Origin of the sequence: Amycolatopsis kentuckyensis, from assembly GCF_041679295.1 — a bacterium.
GTDB lineage: Bacteria > Actinomycetota > Actinomycetes > Mycobacteriales > Pseudonocardiaceae > Amycolatopsis > Amycolatopsis kentuckyensis_A.
The window spans coordinates 192,995-212,408 of record NZ_JBGDMD010000007.1 but is presented as its reverse complement, the minus strand read 5'-3'; the positions used below and the strand labels follow the sequence as shown (position 1 = coordinate 212,408).

General features: G+C 71.7%; 15 protein-coding genes. 2 read left to right on the top strand and 13 right to left on the bottom strand.

Annotation, left to right across the window (positions count from 1 at the left end):
• The first annotated feature begins 43 nt into the window (after positions 1-43).
• Positions 44-472, top strand: a complete 429-nt coding sequence (locus tag ACERZO_RS29865; protein WP_372668133.1) for a hypothetical protein — start codon at positions 44-46, stop codon at positions 470-472.
• Here the strand turns inward: ACERZO_RS29865 and ACERZO_RS29860 are convergent.
• The 9 genes from ACERZO_RS29860 to ACERZO_RS29820 form a co-directional block, all read right to left on the bottom strand.
• Complete coding sequence (locus ACERZO_RS29860; protein WP_372668131.1) at positions 469-2,580, bottom strand: 3-hydroxyacyl-CoA dehydrogenase NAD-binding domain-containing protein; 2,112 nt, start codon at positions 2,578-2,580, stop codon at positions 469-471. The two genes, ACERZO_RS29865 and ACERZO_RS29860, sit on opposite strands and share 4 nt — an antisense overlap.
• Positions 2,580-3,770 carry a thiolase family protein gene (locus ACERZO_RS29855; RefSeq protein ID WP_372668970.1) on the bottom strand — a complete coding sequence of 397 codons (1,191 nt, stop codon included), beginning with the start codon at positions 3,768-3,770 and terminating at the stop codon, positions 2,580-2,582. The genes ACERZO_RS29860 and ACERZO_RS29855 overlap by 1 nt, the downstream gene beginning before the upstream one ends.
• Positions 3,771-3,898: 128 nt before the next feature.
• Entirely contained in the window at positions 3,899-4,528 is a 630-nt protein-coding gene (locus ACERZO_RS29850) for a DUF998 domain-containing protein (RefSeq protein ID WP_372668129.1), read from the bottom strand.
• 59 nt (positions 4,529-4,587) lie between these two features.
• A complete protein-coding gene (locus ACERZO_RS29845) occupies positions 4,588-5,838 on the bottom strand; it encodes a hypothetical protein (RefSeq protein ID WP_372668127.1) in 1,251 nt (416 codons plus the stop codon).
• Positions 5,839-5,878: 40 nt separating this feature from the next.
• Entirely contained in the window at positions 5,879-7,468 is a 1,590-nt protein-coding gene (locus ACERZO_RS29840) for an allophanate hydrolase (RefSeq protein WP_372668125.1), read from the bottom strand.
• The gene (gene uca, locus ACERZO_RS29835; RefSeq protein ID WP_372668123.1) at positions 7,465-10,992 is read right to left on the bottom strand and encodes an urea carboxylase; all 3,528 of its coding nucleotides are present in this window, start codon (positions 10,990-10,992) and stop codon (positions 7,465-7,467) included. Before uca ends, ACERZO_RS29840 begins: the two co-directional genes overlap by 4 nt.
• Positions 10,989-11,624, bottom strand: a complete 636-nt coding sequence (locus ACERZO_RS29830; RefSeq protein ID WP_372668120.1) for an urea amidolyase associated protein UAAP2 — start codon at positions 11,622-11,624, stop codon at positions 10,989-10,991. The genes uca and ACERZO_RS29830 overlap by 4 nt, the downstream gene beginning before the upstream one ends.
• Positions 11,621-12,454 (bottom strand): urea amidolyase associated protein UAAP1, encoded by an 834-nt coding sequence (locus tag ACERZO_RS29825; RefSeq protein WP_372668118.1) that lies wholly within the window; start codon positions 12,452-12,454, stop codon positions 11,621-11,623. The genes ACERZO_RS29830 and ACERZO_RS29825 overlap by 4 nt, the downstream gene beginning before the upstream one ends.
• Positions 12,455-12,466: 12 nt before the next feature.
• On the bottom strand, positions 12,467-13,936 hold the full coding sequence (locus tag ACERZO_RS29820) for an amino acid permease (RefSeq protein ID WP_372668116.1): 1,470 nt from the start codon (positions 13,934-13,936) through the stop codon (positions 12,467-12,469).
• 181 nt (positions 13,937-14,117) lie between these two features.
• Here ACERZO_RS29820 and ACERZO_RS29815 point away from each other — a divergent pair, with 181 nt between their 5' ends.
• Positions 14,118-14,783, top strand: a complete 666-nt coding sequence (locus ACERZO_RS29815) for a TetR/AcrR family transcriptional regulator (protein ID WP_372668114.1) — start codon at positions 14,118-14,120, stop codon at positions 14,781-14,783.
• Here ACERZO_RS29815 and ACERZO_RS29810 read toward each other — a convergent pair.
• The 4 genes from ACERZO_RS29810 to ACERZO_RS29795 all read right to left on the bottom strand — a co-directional run bounded on the left by ACERZO_RS29810 (position 14,780) and on the right by ACERZO_RS29795 (position 19,375).
• Positions 14,780-15,937, bottom strand: a complete 1,158-nt coding sequence (locus ACERZO_RS29810; protein ID WP_372668112.1) for a toll/interleukin-1 receptor domain-containing protein — start codon at positions 15,935-15,937, stop codon at positions 14,780-14,782. The genes ACERZO_RS29815 and ACERZO_RS29810 overlap by 4 nt on opposite strands.
• A gap of 111 nt (positions 15,938-16,048) precedes the next feature.
• Positions 16,049-17,272, bottom strand: coding sequence for an HRDC domain-containing protein (locus ACERZO_RS29805; RefSeq protein ID WP_372668968.1), 1,224 nt, complete (start codon positions 17,270-17,272; stop codon positions 16,049-16,051).
• Between the two features lie 98 nt (positions 17,273-17,370).
• The gene (locus ACERZO_RS29800) at positions 17,371-18,087 is read right to left on the bottom strand and encodes a response regulator (protein ID WP_033261886.1); all 717 of its coding nucleotides are present in this window, start codon (positions 18,085-18,087) and stop codon (positions 17,371-17,373) included.
• 724 nt (positions 18,088-18,811) lie between these two features.
• The gene (locus ACERZO_RS29795; protein ID WP_372668110.1) at positions 18,812-19,375 is read right to left on the bottom strand and encodes a DUF3000 domain-containing protein; all 564 of its coding nucleotides are present in this window, start codon (positions 19,373-19,375) and stop codon (positions 18,812-18,814) included.
• Between the last annotated feature and the right edge of the window lie 39 nt (positions 19,376-19,414).

The window sequence follows — 19,414 nt, the reverse complement described above, 5'->3', positions numbered from 1 at the left end:
ACGGGCGGTGTCCCGGCGGCCAACGTGTGCTGTGATCTCGGGCGTGGAGGAGAAGCCGCTGGTCCGCGTGGTCGCCCCGGCCGTCGCGCTGGCCTTGGCCGCGGGCGCGGGACTGGCCTTCTACGTCGCCGCGCTGGTCCGGCCGCCCGAGCTGCCGGTGGACACGAACCCCGCGCCGCTGGCCGGCCACACGCTGTGCGCGGCCGTCGTCGTGGTCTTCCGCACCGACGCCGAGCTGCGGGCGGCGCTGCCGTCCCTTCGCGACGATCCGAAGGCGCGGCGGGTGTTCGTGGACTCGCCGTCGGTCTCGCTGCTCGCCGTCGCGGGCACCGACCTGAAGGCCTGGGCGCAGGAGCTGCACACGCGTTTCCGCAAGGCCGAGCGGGTGACGGTCATCGACTCCGACGCGACGGCGGCGCAGCTGAAACTCACTGCGCCGCCGCCGAAGTGCCCTAGGGAGGGCGAGTACTAGCGCGCCGGAACCGAGGCGACGCCCGGGGCGAGGAACGGCTTGCCGTTCACGCGCTCGGAGACGCCGGAGCGGTCCAGGTACGGCGTGATGCCGCCGTTCCAGAACGGCCAGCCCGCACCGAGGATCAGGCACAGGTCGATGTCCTGCGCCTCGGCGACCACGCCCTCGTCGAGCATGATCCGGATCTCCTCGGCGATGGCCGAGAGCGCCCGGTCGCGCACCTGCTCCGAAGTGGACGGTTTGTCGCCCTGCGTCCAGAGCTCGACGACCTCGGGGTCCGCGGACTGGTTGCCCTGGGCATCCCAGACCCAGACGCCCTTCTTGCCCGCCTTGACGAACTTCGCGAGGTTCTCGGAGACGGTGAACCGGTCCGGGAAGGCCTCGTGCAGCGTCTCGCCGACGTGCAGCGCGATGGCCGGGCCGACGAGCTGCATCAGCGTCAGCGGCGTCATCGGCAAGCCCAGCGGCTCCAGTGCCTTGTCTGCGACGTCGAACGGCGTGCCCTCGTCGACGGTGACCAGCACCTCGCCGAGGAAGCGCAGCAGGAGCCGGTTGACGACGAACGCCGACGCGTCCTTCACCAGCACGCTCGACTTCTTCAGCTGCTTGCCGACTGAGAACGCCGTCGCCAGCGAAGCGTCGTCGGTCCGCTCGCCGCGGACGATCTCCAGCAGCGGCAGCACGGCGACCGGGTTGAAGAAGTGGAAGCCGACCACACGCTCGGGGTGCTGCAGCTTCGACGCCATCGCGGTGATCGACAGCGACGAGGTGTTCGTCGCCAGGATCGCCTCGGGCTTGACGTGCTGCTCCAGCTCGGCGAACACCTGCTGCTTGACGCCCAGCTCCTCGAAGACGGCTTCGATGACGAAGTCGGCGTCGGCGAAGGCGGCCTTGTCGAGCGAGCCGGAGACCAGCGCCTTGAGCCGGTTCGCGCCGTCCGGGGAGACGCGCTTCTTGCCCAGCAGCTTGTCGATCTCGGCGTGGACGTAGCCGACGCCCTTGTCGACGCGCTCCTGGTCGACGTCGGTCAGCACGACCGGCACCTTGAGGCGGCGCACGAACAGCAGCGCGAGCTGGCTGGCCATCAGGCCGGCGCCGACGATGCCGACCTTGTTCACCTTGCGGGCCAACGACTTGTCGGGCGCGCCGGCCGGGCGCTTGGCGCGCTTGTTGACCAGGTTGAACGAGTACAGCCCGGCGCGCAGGACGTCGGACATCAACAGCTCGGCGAGGCTGTCGGTCTCGGCGGCGTAGCCGCGGTCGAGGTCGTTCTCGCGCGCCAGCTCCAGCAGCTCGACGGCCTTGGTCGCGCCCGGCGACGCGCCGTGCGTGCGACCGTCCACAAGGGACTTGGCGCGGGCGATGGCGGCGTCCCAGCCGGAGCCGCGGTCGATTTCACGGCGTTCCGGCCTGATCTCGCCGTTCACCACGCGGGCCAGCCACAGCAGCGACTGCTCGAGGTAGTCGGCCGAGCCGAAGACGGCGTCGACGATGCCGAGCTCCGCCGTCTGCTTGACGTTGAGCATCTTGTTCTGCGCCAAAGCGTTCTCGATGATCACCGTGACGGCGGCGTCGGCGCCGATGAGGTTCGGCAGCAGCTGCGTGCCGCCCCAGCCCGGGAACAGGCCGAGGAAGACCTCGGGGAACGCGATGGCGGCGGTGTTCTCCGACAGCGTCCGGTAGTGGCACGAGAGCGCCAGCTCCAGGCCGCCGCCCATGACCGCGCCGTTGACGAACCCGAACGTCGGGATCTTCGACTCGGTCAGGCGGCGGAACACGTCGTGCCCGGTCTGGGCGATCTCGCGCGCCAGCTTCGGGTCGCTCACGGACTCGACGCCCGAAAGGTCCGCGCCGACGGCGAAGATGAACGGCTTGCCGGTGACGGCGATCGCGGCCGGCTCGGCGGCGAAAGCATCATCGATAGCCGCGTTGAGGCTCACCAGACCTTGGGGGCCGAAGGTGTTCGGCCGGGTGTGGTCGTGGCCGTTGTCGAGCGTGATGAGCGCGACGGGCTTCTCGAGCCCGGGCACCTTCACCAGCCGCGTCACGGCGTTCGTGACGACCTCGTCCGGGAAGGCGGCCTTCGCTTCTTCAGCGGTGAAAGTCATTACTTCGCCCCCTCGAACGCCGGGTTCTCCCAGATCACGGTGCCGCCCATACCGATGCCGATGCACATCGTGGTCATGCCGTACTGCACGTCGGGCCGCTCGGCGAACTGGCGGGCCAGCTGCGTCATGAGCCGGACGCCGGACGATGCGAGCGGGTGGCCGCACGCGATCGCGCCGCCCCACTGGTTGACGCGCGGGTCTTCGTCGTCGATGCCGAAGTGGTCGAGGAAGGCCAGCACCTGCACGGCGAAGGCCTCGTTGATCTCGAACAGGCCGATGTCGTCGATGGACAGGCCGGTGCGCTTGAACAGCTTCTCGGTGGCCGGCACCGGGCCGATGCCCATGACCTCCGGCTCGACGCCGGCGAAGGAGTAGCCGACCAGCCGCATCGCGACCGGCAGGCCCAGCTCGCGGGCGGTGTCCTCGTCGGCGAGGATCGACGCGGTCGCGCCGTCGTTCAGGCCGGCCGCGTTGCCCGCGGTGATCCGGCCGTGCGGGCGGAACGGCGTCTTCAGCCCGGCGAGGGTTTCGAGCGTGGTGCCCGGACGGGGCGGCTCGTCCTCGGTGGCCAGACCCCAGCCCAGCTCCTTGGACCGGGTGGCGACCGGAACCAGCTCGGGGCCGATCTTGCCGGTCTTGACGGCTTCGGCGTAGCGCTCCTGGCTGCGCGCGGCGTAGGCGTCGGTGCGCTGCTTGGTGATCGCGGGGAACCGGTCGTGCAGGTTCTCGGCGGTCTGGCCCATGACGAGCGCGGTCGGGTCGACGAGCTTGTCGGCGATGATCCGCGGGTTCGGGTCGACGCCCTCGCCCATCGGGTGGCGGCCCATGTGCTCGACGCCGCCGGCGATGGCGATGTCGTAGGCGCCGAAGCCGATGCCGGACGCGACGCTGGTGACGGCGGTCATCGCGCCGGCGCACATGCGGTCGATGGCGAAGCCCGGGACGGACTTCGGCAGGCCGGCGAGCAGCGCCGCGGTGCGGCCGATGGTCAGGCCCTGGTCGCCGATCTGCGTGGTGGCGGCGATGGCCACCTCGTCGACGCGCTCGGGCGGCAGTTCGGGGTGCCGCCGCAGCAGCTCACGGATGGCGTTGACGACGAGGTCGTCGGCGCGGGTCCCGGCGTAGATGCCCTTGTCGCCGGCCTTGCCGAAGGGGGTCCGTACCCCCTCGACGAAGGCGACGTTTCGCACGCCCCGCGCGTTCGGCGCGAGCGGCGTTGCTGGTGCGGCCACGAATGCTCCATGGAGGTAGACGGTGATAGCCGCACGATAGCCCTTGTTACCCGCCGGTAACCAGGGTAGTGGCCCGGTCGAGTGGGCTACGGCACACTCTTGGGCGTCAACGTCTGCCCCTTCAGCAGCCACGCCACACCGAACGCCCACACCGCGACGCTCTCCAGCCACAACGCCGGGTGCCACTCCGGCACGAGCCGCAGCCAGCTCGTCAGGGCGATCAGCACCAGCGCGGCCAGGATCACCGCGCCGCACCCGCGGTAGACGATCCCGGTGCCCCGGGGCTGTTCGCCGTCGTGGGGGAACAGACGCAGGCAGAAGTAGGCCAGCATCAGGAAGAACACCGCGGCGAACGTCAGGTGCAGCACGCCCGAGGTGCGGTCCCACGCCGTGACGTCGTGGTCCGGCGCCGCCGGGAACAGCGCGAGCCCGATCGCGCCGAGGCCGGCCACGCTGCTGGCGACGTTGTCGACGAAGTCGTGCCCGTAGTAGGCGAGCAGGAACACCCCGACGGCGCACATCGCGCCGACGAAGACGTCGCGCAGGTCGGTGTAGTAGTAGCCGCTGAGCGACCCGATCAGGTCGCCGCCCTGGGCCAGCTGCTTGCCGAAGATCAGGACGACGGGCAGCGCCAGCCCGATCAGGCCGATCGCGCGGCGGAGGAACAGGTACGAGTGGACGAGCGTGCTCTGCGGGGATCGGGTTGCCGTGGTCATCGCCGCCTCCGGGGTCTCACCGAGGTCATCGGCGGTTTCGTGCCCCGGGAGGAGCGTCGTTATCCGACGGGTGCCCAGATCCTCAGCTGATCGTTACGGAGTTCGGCGAAGGCGCCGTCGTGGTGGGCGATCGGCGCGAAACCTTCGAGGAGCCCGATCCGGGCGCCGTCGGCGGGGTCCCAGACCTCGAGCCCGGCTTCGACGGCGACGTACAGCAGACCGCCGTGGGCCCACATCGGGCCCTTCGGACCGGCGAACATTCCGGTGCGGCGGCCGGTCCCGGCGTCGTAAAGCTCGACTCCGTCGAGCATCCGGTCGTAAGAGGCTCCCATGCGCTGGATGGCGACCGTGGTGTCGTCGAGCCACGCAATCGGCTGGTCCCAGTCGTTGCTGCGGCCGGGAGTCAGGTGCCGGCCCGTCTCGGCCGCGTGGACATCGCCGCCGAGCCAGGTGGTCAGGTCGACCACCGACGGCGAGCCCACGGGCATCCAGACCCAGCCGTCCACGACCAGTGATCGCTCGGACGGGCTCACGTGGAGCGCGCCCTGGAAGTAGTCGAGGTAGTGCTCGGGTTCCGGCTCCCCGCGGTCCGGCGCCGCGGTTTCCCGGCCGGTCAGCAGGTCGCCGCCGGGCAGCGTGAACACGTCGAGCCGGTTCCAGTCGGTGCCCGCGACGACCTTCGTGGTGTCGCCCTCGCCGAGGAAGGCCAGCGGGTACCGGGTGAACTCGTTGTCGACCCGGTCGCGGTCGAGGTCGACCACGGTGACCCACTCGTGCAGATCGACGACCCTGGCGAACCGGCCGTAGTCCGAGACGACGGCCGCGAACCGGCCGTCGCGCGAAGTGTGCAGGCCGCGGCGCGGCCGGTCGGGGAAGGCACGCACGTCTTCGCAAGTCTCTTCGGGCAGCTCGACCGGCCCGACGAACCAGTGCTGCTCGTCGTCGATCCGGACGAAGCCTTCTTCGGTGAGGGCGAGCCAGCCGCCGGGCACCGGGGCGAGGCAACGGTCGTTCAGGGGCACGACGGGGCAGTCGCGGGTCACGATGCCGCCCGGGAGTTCCCGGTCCCGCACCAGGATTTCGGGCTCGCCGTGCCAGCCCGAGGGGAAGCTCTGCTGATCCGCCCGATCGGCGCAGCTCTCGCAGACTTCGACCAGCGCGGCCGGCGTGCACCGGGCGCACACCAGGTCGTAGTGCGTGCCGGCGCCGGTCAGGTGACGGGTGGACGGGGGAGGTGCTTCGACAGCCAGGTGCGGGCAGAGGCGCAAGGTGCCGATGCGGCCCGGATGGCCGCAAGGCAGGGTGTTCACGGCTTCAGTGTGCGACGCGCGGCATCCGGCGCGCACGCGATTATCCGAGGTGCGCCAGCCAGCCGCCCTTCGACGAGATGTCTTCCGCGTCCTCGGTTGCCGCCGGTTCGCACAGGAAGCCGGACACGCGCGAGCCGTCGGCCAGCTCCACCTTGCCGATCGCCAGCGGGGCGGGGATCCGGGAGACGAACTCGCCGAACCCGCGCACCGGCAGGTCCCACACCTCCGCCGCGATCGCGACTCCGCCGGCCGCGACCCGCACCAGCCCCGGCTTCGGCGGCACCGTGTCCAACGCGAACAACCGGTACGACGCCGAAGTCGACACGGCGGACACGAACCGCCCGCCCCGCGACGTCAGCTCGTGGTTCAGCGGCTGCCCGCGCAGGTGTGCGCCGACCACCACGATCGGGACGCGCGAACCGCGCAACCCCGCCGATGCCGCCAGCTTCAGGTCGTCGTGCGGGGCGCCGACCAGCATCACGCCGAACGGGCGGCCGGCCACCGTGGCCGCCGGGACGGCCAACGCCGACAGCCCGAACAGGTTGGTCGAGTTGGTGAACCGGCCCAGCCGTGCGTTGACCGCGACCGGGTCCGCGGCGACCTCCGCGAGCGTCGGGTGCTCGGTCGTCGTCGGGAACAGCAGCGCGTCGACACCGGCCAGCGTCGCCAGCGCTTCCGCCCGCAGGCCGGCCAGTTTCGCCTGGTCCGCGAACAGCCGGTGCGCCGGGATGTCGCGGGCGCCGGTGATGATGCCGTGCACCACCGGGTCGACGTCGGCCGGGTGCGCGTCCAGGAACTCGCCGACCGCCGTGTACCGCTCGGCCACGAACGCGCCGCCGTACAACAGTTCCGCCGCCTCCAGGAACGGCGTGGTGTCCACAGTGGTCACTTCGGCGCCGGCGGCGGCGTAGTCCTCGACGGCCGCCTCGAACGCCTCCGCCCACCCCGGCGCCAACGGGCCCAGCTCGGCCGGTACGCCCAGCCGGAACCGTCCCGTGTGGACCTGCGCGGGCTCGGCCAGGCAGGTCAGCGCGAACGTGGCCTCCTCGACCGTCCGCGCGAACAGCGATACGCAGTCGATGCTCGCGCACGCGGGGACGACCCCGTCCGTCGGCAGCAGCCCGGGCGTCGGCTTGAGCCCGACGATCCCGTTGAACGCCGCCGGCACCCGCCCGGAGCCCGCGGTGTCCGTGCCCAGCGCCAGATCGGCGATGCCCAGCGCGACGGCCACCGCCGAACCCGAGCTGGACCCGCCCGACACGTACGCCGGGTCGACGGCGTTGCGGACCGCGCCGTAGGGGCTGCGCGTCCCGACCAGGCCGGTCGCGAACTGGTCGAGGTTGGTCGTGCCGAGCACCAGCGCCCCGGCCGCCCGCAGCCGCGCGACGACCGGCGCGTCGGCCTCGGGCTTGTACGCGTACGCCGGGCACCCCGCGGTCGTCGGCAGCCCGGCGACGTCGATGTTGCCCTTGACCGCGACGAGCTTCCCGTACAGCGGCAGCCCGCGCTCGTCCAGCGCGGCGGCTTCGGCGAGCACCTCGGCTTCCGGCCGGAGGTCGATCCAGATCTCCGGGCGGTCGACCTGCTCGATCCGCCGGTACGCCGCCCGCACTCGTTCCAGGAGGCTCATCCGAGCACCACCAGCGGTGTTCCGGGGGCGACCTGGTCACCGGGGGACACGAGCACTTCGACCACCTCACCGCCGGCCGGCGCGGGGATCCGCGCCTCCGTCTTCATCGCTTCCAGCGTCACCAGCGACTGCGCGTCCTCGACGCGCTCGCCCGCGGTGACGTCCACCCGCCACACCGTCGCCGCGAACGGCGCCTCGACGACGTGCCCGCCCTGCGGGGCCTCGACCCGCTTCGGCGGCCGCGTCACCGGTTCCGGCTTCGGGTCGAACTCGCCCGCTGCGGCCCATGCCCGCCGTTCCGCGTCGAACGCCGCCGCCTGCGTCGCCCGGAAGCCGGCGATGCTGTCGGCGTTGTCCGCCAGGAACTTCTGGTACTCGGCCAGCTTGAACGTGCCGTCGGTGGTGTCGAGGGCCAGCTGCCCGGACGAGCTCTGCGACCGCAGCTCGAGGAGCTCTTCCGCCGACACCGGGTACCAGGAGATCCGGTCGAAGAACCGCAGGTTCCACGGCTGCTCGCCGCCGTGCCAGCTGTTCCACACCTGCACGGTCCGGCCGACGAACTGGTAGCCGCCAGGGCCTTCCATGCCGTAGATGCAGAGGTAGGCGCCGCCGATGCCGACGGAGTTTTCCGCGGTCCACGTCCGCGCCGGGTTGTACTTCGTCGTGACGAGCCGGTGCCGCGGGTCCAGCGGCGTCGCGACCGGCGCGCCGAGGTAGACGTCGCCGAGGCCGAGCACCAGGTACTCCGCGTCGAACACCGTGCGGTAGACGTCGTCCACGCCTGCCAGGCCGTTGACGCGCCGGATGAACTCGATGTTCCACGGGCACCACGGCGCGTCGTCGCGCACGCCGGTCATGTACCGCTCGATCGCCTCACGCGTCGCCGGGTCGTCCCACGACAGCGGCAACCGGACGCTGCGGCTCGGCACCTCGAGCGCGTGCGTCGGCGGGAGGTCCCGTTCCAGCTCCCGCACCAGCCCCAGCGCCTTGCCGACGGGCAGCGCGTCCGGGTCGACGTGCACCTGCAGCGACCGGATACCCGGGGTCAGGTCGACGATCCCCGGCACGCCTTCGGCCGCCAGCCGTTCCGCGAGCGCGTGCACCCGCATCCGCAGCGCCAGGTCGAGCGTCATCTCGCCGTACTCGACGAGCAGGTTGTCGTCCCCGCTGCGGCGGTAGGTGACCGACGGCTCGTCGCCGGCAGACGTCTGCCGGCCCAGGACGCCGTCGTCGTGGCGAGTGTCCCGAGTGGACGTCACCGCCGTCGCGGGCCGTCGCCGCAGCACCGCCGCGTGGTCGGTGTCGATCGGCACGAACCGCACGGTGTCACCCGGCCGCAGCTGCCCGAGCTTCCACCGCTCGCCGGTCGCGACCGTCGCCGGGCAGACGAACCCGCCCAGGCTGGGCCCGTCCGGGCCGAGCAGGATCGGCAGGTCGCCGGTGTAGTCGACGGCGCCGATCGCGTACGGCGTGTCGTGGATGTTCGACGGGTGCAGGCCGGCCTCGCCGCCGTCCGCCCGCGCCCACTGGGGCCGCGGCCCGACGAGCCGGACGCCGGTGCGGGCGGAGTTGAAGTGCACCTGCCAGTCGGTGGCGTAGAACGTGTCGACGTCTTCGGGGGTGAAGAACTCCGGTGCCGCGTGCGGGCCTTCGAGCGCCCCGATCGTCCAGTGCGCCGCGAAGTCCGGGCGGTCGGCCACCGGCCCGACGACCGGGTCCGCGGGCTCGGGCCCGGTCCGCAGGACGTCGCCCACGGCCAGCGCCCGGCCGCCGTGCCCGCCGAACTTGCCCAGGGTGAACGTCGCCGCGCTGCCGAGGAACTCCGGCACGTCGACGCCGCCGCGGACGAGCACGTAGCTGCGCAGCCCGGCCGTGCACGCCCGGACGTCGAGCGTGCTTCCGGCGGGCACCTCGACCGGGGTCCACAACGGAACTTCGGCGCCGTCGAGCAGCACGGTCGTGGGTGCGCCGGTGACGCACACCTCGGTGGCGTGCGAGAACCGCAGCGTCACGCCGTCCACAGTGCACTCCAGGCCCGGCGCGCCCTCGGGGTTGCCGAGCGCGAGGTTGCCCAGCCGCAGCGAGCGGTCGTCCATCGGGCCGCTCGGCGGCACGCCGACGTGCCAGAACCCGGTGCGGCCCGGCCAGTCCTGCACGGTGGTCATCGTCCCGCCGCGCACGACGTCGATCCGGGGCTCGGCGTCCTCGATGCCGTCCAAAGTGGACGTGTCGTGCGCCGCCGCGCCGAACGCCGCGTCGGCGGCCGCGGCCCGCAGCTGCCCGAGGTTGGTGCGGACGCCGTCGACGCGGGTCGTGGCGAGCGCTTCCCGCAGGCCCGCGAGGGCGTCGTCGCGGTCGGTGCCGGTGCAGATCACCTTGGCCAGCAACGGGTCGTAGTGCGTCGTGACGGTGGTGCCCGGTTCGACCCAGGTGTCCACGCGGACGCCCGCGGGCAGCGTGACCCGCGTGACGAGGCCCGCGCTCGGCCGGTGCCCGGCGCTCGGGTCCTCGGCGTACACCCGGGCCTCCACGGCGTGCCCGCGCGCGACCGGCACCGCGCGGAACATCGCGCGGTCGCCCTGGGCCAGGCGCAGCATCCAGGCGACTAGGTCGACGCCGTACACCGCCTCGGTGACCGGGTGCTCGACCTGCAGCCGGGTGTTGACCTCGAGGAACGCCGCCTCTTCGCGCTCGGGGTCGTAGACGTACTCGACCGTGCCCGCCGAGCGGTACCGCACCGACGAGCACAGCGCGACGGCGGAGTCGACGAGCTGCTTGCGGACGGCGGCGGGCAGGTCGGGTGCCGGGCACTCCTCGACGACCTTCTGGTTGCGGCGTTGCAGCGAGCAGTCGCGCGTACCGAGGGCCAGCACCTCGCCGAAGCCGTCGCCGAACACCTGGACCTCGACGTGCCGGGCGCGGCGCACCAGCCGTTCGAGGAACACGCCGGTGTTCGCGAAGCTCTTGGCCGCGACGCTGCGGACGCCGTCCCACGCCTCGCGCAGCTCCCCGGGCGTCGCGCAGGCGCGCATGCCGATCCCGCCGCCGCCCCCGGTCGCCTTGAGCATCACCGGGTAGCCGATGTCCTCCGCCCGCGCCAGTGCCTCGTCCACATCGGACAGCAGGCCGGTGCCGGCCAGCAGCGGCACGCCGGCCGCGATCGCCGCCTCGCGCGCGGTGTGCTTGCTGCCGAACACCTCCAGGTGCTCCGGCGCCGGGCCGGCGAACGCGAGCCCGGCCTCTTCGCAGGCCCGCGCGAACGCCGCGTCCTCGGACAGGAAGCCGTAGCCGGGGTGGACGGCGTCGCAGCTGGTGTCGAGGGCCGCCCGGACGAGGGCGCCGGCCCGCAGGTAGCTTTCGGCGGCGGGTGCCGGGCCGAGCCGCACGGCCCGGTCGGCGAGCCGCACGTGCGGGGCGAGGCGGTCGGCGTCGGAGTACACCGCGACGGTCTCGAGACCCAGTTCCCTCGCGGTGCGCAGGATCCGGACCGCGATCTCGCCGCGGTTGGCGACGAGCAGCCTCACTCGCCGCCTCCGGGGGACGTCACGAACATGCGGACCGGCGTCGGGTCGAACCCGTTGCAGGGGTTGTTGATCTGCGGGCAGTTCGACACGAGCACGAGGACGTCGGTCTCGGCGCGCAGCCGGACTTCCAGGCCCGGCGCGGAGATCCCGTCGACGATGCCGAGCGTGCCGTCCTCTTCGACCGGCACGTTCATGTACCAGTTGACGTTGCTGACCAGATCGCGCTTGCCGAGGCCCCACTTGGCGCCCTCGATGAGGAAGTTCTCGACGCAGGCGTGCTGGTAGCGGGTGTGCTGGCCGTAGCGGAGGCTGTTGGACTCCTTGCTGCACGCGCCGCCGAGCGTGTCGTGGCGGCCGCAGGTGTCGGCGACGACGGTCAGCAGCGGCGCGCCTTCCTGGGTGCGCAGGACGCTGCCCGTGGTCAGGAAGATGTTGCGCTGCGCGGCGATCGTGGCCGCCGCGCTGTAGCGCTTGGCCGTGTCGTTCGCGTCGTAGCAGAGGAAGTCGACGGCCTGGTTGCCGCCCAGGTCGACGATCGCCAGCTCGCTGCCGCGCTTCAGCACGGTCGAGAACGGGGCGCGCGCGGCGACGTCGAACGTCAGCTCCAGCCGGGACTCGTACGCCGTGCTCATGCAATCCCCCGTGCGGTCAGGTAGTCGGCGGTGTTCTCGAACGCGCGCTGCGCTTCCGGCGAGTGCGTCCACTCCGGACTGTCCGGGGTGGACGGTGTGTCGCGCCAGGCGAGGACTTCGAGGTTCGTCACGGTGTAGTCCGGGCGCGGGTCGACCGGGTGCGGCACGTTGGCGAGCAGCACGATCGACGGGATCTCGATCCGCAGCTCGACGGACTTGCCGGCGCCCGCGGAGCCGGTGAACTCGAGGCCGCCGTCGGGCCGGACCCGCACGCCCTGGAAGAACGCCAGGCTCGGCGGCAGGTCCCGCGGCCCGAGGCCGTTCTTGGCCGCCGCCAACGTGAACAGCGGCAGCCCGGCGGGGGAGGGTCCCTGCGGGGCGCCGTCGCCGTACTGCTCGGTGTTGCCGTCCACAGTGGACGTTCCGCACAGGGCGTCGTGGTGCCCGCTCGAGTCCGCGACGATCGTCGCGAGCACCCGCGCCTGGTCCGACAGCAGCGCCACCTTCTCGCCGAGGTAGGCGTTCCACTGCACCTTCACCGTGTCGGCCACGTTCAGCCGCTCCCACGGCCCCTCGGCGTTGAACAGCAGCAGGTGCGCGCAGGCGTCGCCCTCGACGTCGGTGAGCCGCAGCCGCGTGCCGCGGGCCAGCACCTTGTGCGTGTAGCCGCCCCCGGCCACGGTCTCCGCCCAGGTCAGCGCCTCGGGTGCCACCCCGGGCGGGGGAGCGGGCCAGGTGCTCGCCGGGATCGACGGCATCGTTTCGACCACGGTGCCGGCCTGGGCCCTGGCGTGGTCGCGGGCGCCGTAGGTGGTGGCGGTGGTGCTCATGGACGTCCTCTCTCAGATCGCGGGTTCGAGGGCGGGAGCGGGGCGCAGCCGCAGCCAGCAGAGCCAGCCGATCACCAGTGCGCCGCCGACGAACTCTATCGGGAACAGGAGCATCCAGGGGGCGCCCGAACCGGTCACGTCGTAGATCTCCGCGCGCGGCCAGGCGATGTTGACGATCATGGCGATCCCGTAGAGGACCGCTGCCCCGTTCAGCGGCACACCCCACCGGCCCAGGGAGAACCGGCCGGGTTCCGCGGGGAACTTCCCGCGCAGCCGCTGGACCAGCAAGGGGCCGGTGACCAGCAGGTACGCCAGGTAGACGACCACGACGGACGTCCCGGTGATCGTGCTGAACAGCGTCGGGTTGCCGAAGTTGAGCAGCAGCAGCCCGATCGCGAGCCCGCCGGAGAGCAGGGCCGGCGCGACCGGCGTCCCGGTGCGCGGATTGACCGACGAAAGTCGGGCGGACGCGGGGAGCGCGCCGTCGCGGGCCATGGCGTAGATCAGCCGGACGGTGCCGGTCTGGATGGTGAGGGTGCAGACGACGACGGCGATCGCGACGTCGGCGAGGAAGACGCGGCCGAGGGTGTCGCCGAAGACGGCGGTGATCACGTACGGCAGGCCGTGGCCGGCGAGCTGCCCGTCGGTCAGGCTCGGCGCGGCCATCAGCGCGGTGACCACGACGGCCAGCCCGCCGATGCCGGACACGAGCACGGCCCGCAGCACCGCGCGCGGCGCCGTCTTCCGCGCGTTCTTCGTTTCCTCCGCGACCGACGCGGCGGTGTCGAAGCCGTAGAGCACGTACGCCGCCATGAGCGCCGAAGCGAGCACGCCACCGATCCCGGCGCTCGTGCCCGGGGCGTCGTGCAGCACGACCTGCGGGCCGCGGACGGCGAACAGCCCGAGCCCGGTGACGAGCACGACGACCCCGAGCAGCTCGGCCGCGACGCCGACGTCGTTGATCCGCGCCATCAGCCGGACGCCGCCGGCGTTGACGAGCGTGGTGAAGACGAGCAGCAGGGCACCGAGCAGCACGGCGTTGGCCGCGCCGGACGGCGACGTCACCGACGGGTCGCCGCCGAGGAGCTGGAACCCGTCCCAGACCGACGGCAGCACGATCTGCAACGCGATCGCGGCGGCCGCGAGCGCGACGACGCAGCCGAGCAGCATCATCCAGCCGGCGAGCCAGCCGAGGAACCCGCGGGTGAGCTGTTTCGCCCACTGGTACACGGATCCGGCGAGCGGGTAGCGCGCGGCGAGCTCGGCGAAGTTCAGGGCCACGAGCAGCTGGCCGGCGAGGACGACCGGCCACGTCCAGAAGAAGAGCGGGCCGCCGAAGGAGTAGCCGAAGCCGAAGAGCTGGAAGACGGTCGTGAGGATCGAGACGAAGGAGAAGCCGGCGGCGAAGGCGGAGAACCCGCCCAGCGACCGGCGGAGCTCCTGGCGGTAGCCGAAGGCGGCGAGTTCGTCGGGTGGTGTCATGCGGGCTCCTGACCTGGTTTCGATCGCTTGACAGAAATTAGGTCTCCGGCACGACGTGATGATCTCCGGCGCGTTAGGGGCCCGTTAACGTCCCGGTCGACGGGGCGTCAACGGCGACATGTGGGTGTAACTCCCACCTCGGTGCGGGTGTGCGGGCGCCGGACCTGGCAAGATCACCGCCGTGGTCAAAGGGGCGGGGGTCGGCAGGCCCAGAGCGAGCGGCGCGGCGGCGAACCGGCCGGACGCGCGGCAGGCGGTGCTCGACGCCGCGGGCGAGCTGTTCACGGGAGCCGGCTACGCGGCGACGACGACGCGCGCGATCGCCGAACGCGCGGGCCTGCGCCAGGCGTCGCTCTACTACCACTTCCCGGCCAAGGAGGACATCCTCGCGGCGCTGCTGGCCGAGACGGTCCGCCCGTCGCTGGACCTGGCCGGCCGTCTCGTCGCGGGCCCGGGCCCGGCGGCGGTCCGGCTGTGGGCGCTGGCGTACGCGGACATCGGCCTGCTCGGCGGCGCCCGCCACAACCTGGGCGCGCTGTACCTGCTGCCGGAGGTCGCCTCGCCCAACCTGGCCCGCTTCCGCGCGGAGCGGGCGGAGCTGAAGGCGGCGTACGGGAGCTTGGTGGCGGCAGCCGGGGTCGCGCCGGAGGCGGTGGCGATCCGGACGGACCTGGTGTTCGGCCTGGTGGAGAGCATCGCGGTGATCCGCCGCGACGACCCGGAGCTGGACGTCGAGGCCCACGTGCGGGAAGGGGCCGACGGGGTGGTCCGGCTGGTGGGGGCGCCGGAGCCGACGGACGAGCTGCGCGCCGAGGCCCACACTTTGCTGGCGACGCTCGCCGGTTAGTGCAGGACGCCCTGCGGGGGATGTGCGGGGCGGCCGATGAGCAGGTCGCTGATGATCCGCGACAGCTCCCGCATGGTGCGTGTGCCCAGCTGGATCGACTGGGCGCCGACGCGCAGCGGCCGGATCGCCGCTCGCAGGGGGGCGTTGATGGCTTCGAGCGGGCGGATCTGCGTGAGGAACTCGGTGATCCGGAGGTCCAGCTGCAGCAGGCCGTTGAGCATCTCGACGAACTCGTCGTACTCCCGGTGGGCCCGGTCGAACAGCTCCGGGGTCATGTGCGAGTCCATCAGGCGCATGTACGAGCGGATCGTCGAGTCGGTTTCGGCGACGGTGGCTTCGAAGTCGGTGCCGACCTGCTGGATGGTGACCGCCATCGGCTTGATCGTGTCGGCGGCCCGCACCACCCGCGCCTTGATGGCGTCGGGGGCCATGCCGGCCACGTCGCCGGTCACCTGGCGCATTTCGTCGGCCAGGTCGTCCAGTGATCGGCTGATCGCGTCGAACTGCCGTTCCAGCAGGTCTCCGATCTTGGTGAGGTTTTCGTTGTATTCCGGCAAGCCCGGTCCGTCTTTTTCGGAAGCGAACCCGTCGAGCAGCAGCTGATCGCAGTTCTTGAGCTTTTCCAGGGTCGCTTCCGCGGAGCGGATCGCCTTGATCAACCGGTCGGCGACCAGGTCCATGGTCCGCCGCCATTCGGCGGTGCCGGCCCCGGCGAGCACGGCCTGCTTGATGTCGACGTACTGGAGCTTTTCGATGATCCGGATGTTGGCGTCGTCGCTCTGGTCGGTGATCAGCTCGTGCCCCAGCACGATCAGCGGCAGGATCAGCTGGGTGAGCCCGAGCTCGTTCGCCTTGGCGTAGAAGGCGGTCAGCTCTTCCCGGCAGGCGCTGCTCTCGTAGAAGTAGTTCATCGAGATGGCCGGGATGAACACCATCGCGGCGTTGAGCCCGTCCTGGATCTTCGTCCGCCAGTCCTCGCCCCACCCGATGCTCTCGCGGTCCACGAAAACTTCGATCTTGCGGCCGTGCGCGGACGCGCAGAACTTTTCCAGCGAGCTCTTCAGCGGCGTGACGAAATTGAGAAAGCTGTCGTCTTCGTGCGTGAAGCTGAGAAAGCACTGCACGGCGGGCTGATCGGACATGAAATCGGTCATCGAGTCACCTTCGGCGGTGTCGCGGCATTGCGCGGCGCAGCATAGGGGAGCCGATGAGCCGGCGCGGAGCGGTTTCGGCGGTGCTGCCGGAACTGTCCGGGAATTGTCCGTTCAGGACGCCGTCGTCTGCAGCGCCTTGCTCAGCGCCGTCACCGTCAGCTCGATCTGCCACGGCCGGGCCCCGCCCGCGCGGAGCACCGACGCCACCGACTCCTCGTCGGTCTCCGCGGGCGGGCGCCAGCATGTGCGCCGCACGAGGTCCGGCAGCAGCAGGTTCTCCACCGGCAGCCGGCGGTCCTCCGCGATCGCCGCCAGCCCCGCCCGGGCCGCCGACAGCCGGGCCGCCGCGTCCGGGTCCTTGTCCGCCCAGCGGTTCACCGGGGGCGGGCCGTCCGTCGGCTGCGACGGCGACGGCAGCTCACTCGCCGGCAACGCCCGGGCCGCCTGCAGGTGCCGCAGCCAGCTCGCCGTGTACTTGCGCTGGACCCGGCCGCTGAACACGGGGAGCGCCTGCAGCTCCTCGACCGTCTTCGGGTCGGCCGTCACCGCGTTGATGATCGCGCTGTCGGGGAGGATCCGGCTCGGGGCGCGGTCGCGCTTGCGGGCCAGTTCGTCGCGGGCCTGCCACAGCTCGCGGACCGCCGCCAGCCCGCGCGGGTTGCGGATCTTGTGCACGCCCGACGTCCGGCGCCACGGCTCGGCCCGCGGCGCGGGAGGCGGGGCCAGGCGGACGTTTTCGAACTCCTGCTGCGCCCACTCCAGCTTGCCCTGGGCGCCCAGCTCCGCTTCCAGCTTTTCGCGCAGCTGGACGAGCAGCTCGACGTCGAGGGCCGCGTAGTTGAGCCAGTCGACCGGCAGCGGCCGCTTCGACCAGTCCGCCGCGCTGTGCCCCTTCTCGAGGGTGTAGCCGAGCAGCAGCTCGACGAGCGTTCCCAGCGCCACGCGTTCGTAGCCCGCCAGCCGGCCGGCCAGCTCGGTGTCGAACAGCGCCGCCGGGCGCAGGTCCAGCTCGGCGAGGCAGGGGAGGTCCTGGGAGGCGGCGTGCAGCACCCACTCCAGGTCGTTGAGGACGTCGCGCAGCGGCTGGAGGTCGTCGGCCAGGGCGATCGGGTCGATCAGCACCGTGCCGGAACCCTCGCGGCGCAGCTGCACGAGGTAGGCCTTGGGCCAGTACCGGTAGCCGGACGCGCGTTCGGTGTCGACGGCGACCGCGCCGGTGCCCGCGGCGAGTCTCGCGCACGCTTCGGCGAGCGCGTCCGGATCCGTGATCACCGGGGGCGTGCCCTCGGCGGGTTCGCGTAGCAGCACAGGGCCGCCCGTGGACTCGATCTCCATCCCGGTGTCCTCGGCCTCTGCACTTCCCATAACCGACGACCCTACGGGACGGGCATACCGCGCCTGGTCTGCCCGCCCCGCAGGGCTGTTCGCTTGCGTCAGCGGATCACGCCGGCCCGCATGGCCAGCGCCACCATCTGGGCCCGGTCGCCCGTGCCGAGCTTGCGCCCGATCCGGGACAGGTGGGACTTGACGGTGAGAGCGGAGAGCGAAAGCTCTTCGCCGATCTCCTTGTTGGACTGCCCGTCGGCGACCAGCTGGAGCACCTCCACCTCACGAGCGGACAGCTCGCGCGGGGTGTTGTCGGTGCCCGCGACACGGGTCCCGGTGGCGAGCACCGGAGCCACGCTCGGGTCGGCGTAGACGCCGCCTTCGAGCACGCGCCGCACGCCGTCGGTCACGACGACCGGCGACGCGGACTTCAGCAGGTACGCCTGGGCCCCGGCCTGGAAGGCCGAGCGGACCGCGTACGGGTCGTCCGAGGATGCGAGTACGACCACGCGCGGCCAGCCGTGGCTACGAAGTTCCGTAACCAGCTCGATGCCGCTGCCGTCCGGCAGTCCGAGATCGAGGATCGCCAGGTCACAAGGCCCGGTGGCCTGTGCTCGCGCCCTCGCCTCGGCCACCGTGGCGGCTTCGTGGACGGTCCCCGCACCCATCTGTGCGAGTCTTGCTGCGATTGCCTCCCTCAACAGCGGGTGGTCGTCGACCACCAGTACCGAAAAGAGCTCTTCCCGCGGGTGCGGAACCATGCTCGCCGGCAACGCGCCGGCTGGCGTGGATCGGACGGCCTGAGAAATGCCGACGGTAGCCACGTCACTACCTCCCTGGAGTCGGTCGTGCCCCCCGACCGGCACCGGGACCTTCGGCCGTTCAGCCGCGCCAGCTTTAGACCGAAAGTGGTGTCGTCGAAGGCACTGTAGCCGCCCTGAGGCCGTTGCGGGGGGATCGAATGGGTATCTATCTCAAACGAACAGTCACTCAGTGGGTTCGTAGTAACACGATCGGGCTAGTACACGGCCGGTTGTTAACGGATAGCCCAGCGAACACGATGCTAAGAAGTTACCGGCGTCCAAATGGCCGTGCAGATGAGGTGTGCAGCTGCCGGTGCGCCTAGTGACGGGGGTCCGGATGGGGGTCTCCGGGGGTCGGAAAGCGGCCCCGGCCGGGGCATGATCAACTCCGTGACCCGGCTCCGGCAGCCCTTGCGGGAGGGCGTTCCGGTGACTGTCCGTGGCGCCGGTGGGCGATCTCCGGCACCTTGATGCCAAGTTGATCTTGTTGCGGTGCGTGACCGCGGGCAGTCACTATCGAGGAGACGTGAAACGGCCTCAGGGACGTTCGGGGGAACACGGAGGGTCCGGGTGCCGGTCTGAGTGGTTTCGCCCGTCCGGGGGCGCTTCAGGCGGCCGTTCGGGGGTGAACGGCGTTCAGTGGACGTGAGATTTGCTCACATCCGTACAAGGGGCTCCTGACGGACCGGACGGCGCCGACCCGTCGTTGCCGATTCGTTGCCGACGATCGCCCGGACGCCGCGCGTCAGGAGCTCTGGCGCTGCCCGAAGAGCGTCACGCCGACCGGCGGCAGGCCCACGACGCTGGCCATCACCTGGCAGAACGCCTGCCCGTGCGGCAGCAGCGCGGCGTCGGCCGGGGTCCAGGACGCCCGCAGCTCCAGGTCGTCGGTCCGCGCCGGACCGGAGATGTCGCCGAAGCGGGCCGAAGACGTCTCCGTGACCGTGCCGCCCAGCGCCGTCCAGCTCGCGCCCGACACCTCCAGTGCGTCGGTCAGCCACGACCAGCCGACCTGCGGCAGGAACGGGTCGGTCGCCAGTTCGCGGTCCAGCTCCGCGCGCACGTACATGACGAGCCGCAGGACGCCGTCCCAGCCGTCCTGGCCGTCCGGGTCGTGCAGCAGGACCAGCCGGCCCGAGGCCAGCACGTCCGCGGGGCCGGAGACCTCGCAGCTGACCGCGTACGACCACGGCGCGAGCCGCTGCGGCGGGCGCATCGGCTCCAGCAGCACCTCCCGGCGGGGCCGGACGGACTGCAGCGCCGAAACTGCTTCGCGGAAGAGTTCGGGCACTGGTGTCATCGCGGTCACGCTTCGACTTTAGGGCGGGCACGCCCTGTTGCAGGCGCA

Coding starts and splice junctions, on each gene's coding strand:
- ACERZO_RS29850 (WP_372668129.1), bottom strand. CDS start 4,528: ATGACCACGGCAACCCGATCCCCGCAGAGCACGCTCGTCCACTCGTAC.
- ACERZO_RS29810 (WP_372668112.1), bottom strand. CDS start 15,937: ATGACCGATTTCATGTCCGATCAGCCCGCCGTGCAGTGCTTTCTCAGC.
- ACERZO_RS29840 (WP_372668125.1), bottom strand. CDS start 7,468: ATGAGCCTCCTGGAACGAGTGCGGGCGGCGTACCGGCGGATCGAGCAG.
- ACERZO_RS29830 (WP_372668120.1), bottom strand. CDS start 11,624: ATGAGCACGGCGTACGAGTCCCGGCTGGAGCTGACGTTCGACGTCGCC.
- ACERZO_RS29825 (WP_372668118.1), bottom strand. CDS start 12,454: ATGAGCACCACCGCCACCACCTACGGCGCCCGCGACCACGCCAGGGCC.
- ACERZO_RS29860 (WP_372668131.1), bottom strand. CDS start 2,580: ATGACTTTCACCGCTGAAGAAGCGAAGGCCGCCTTCCCGGACGAGGTC.
- ACERZO_RS29820 (WP_372668116.1), bottom strand. CDS start 13,936: ATGACACCACCCGACGAACTCGCCGCCTTCGGCTACCGCCAGGAGCTC.
- ACERZO_RS29805 (WP_372668968.1), bottom strand. CDS start 17,272: ATGGAGATCGAGTCCACGGGCGGCCCTGTGCTGCTACGCGAACCCGCC.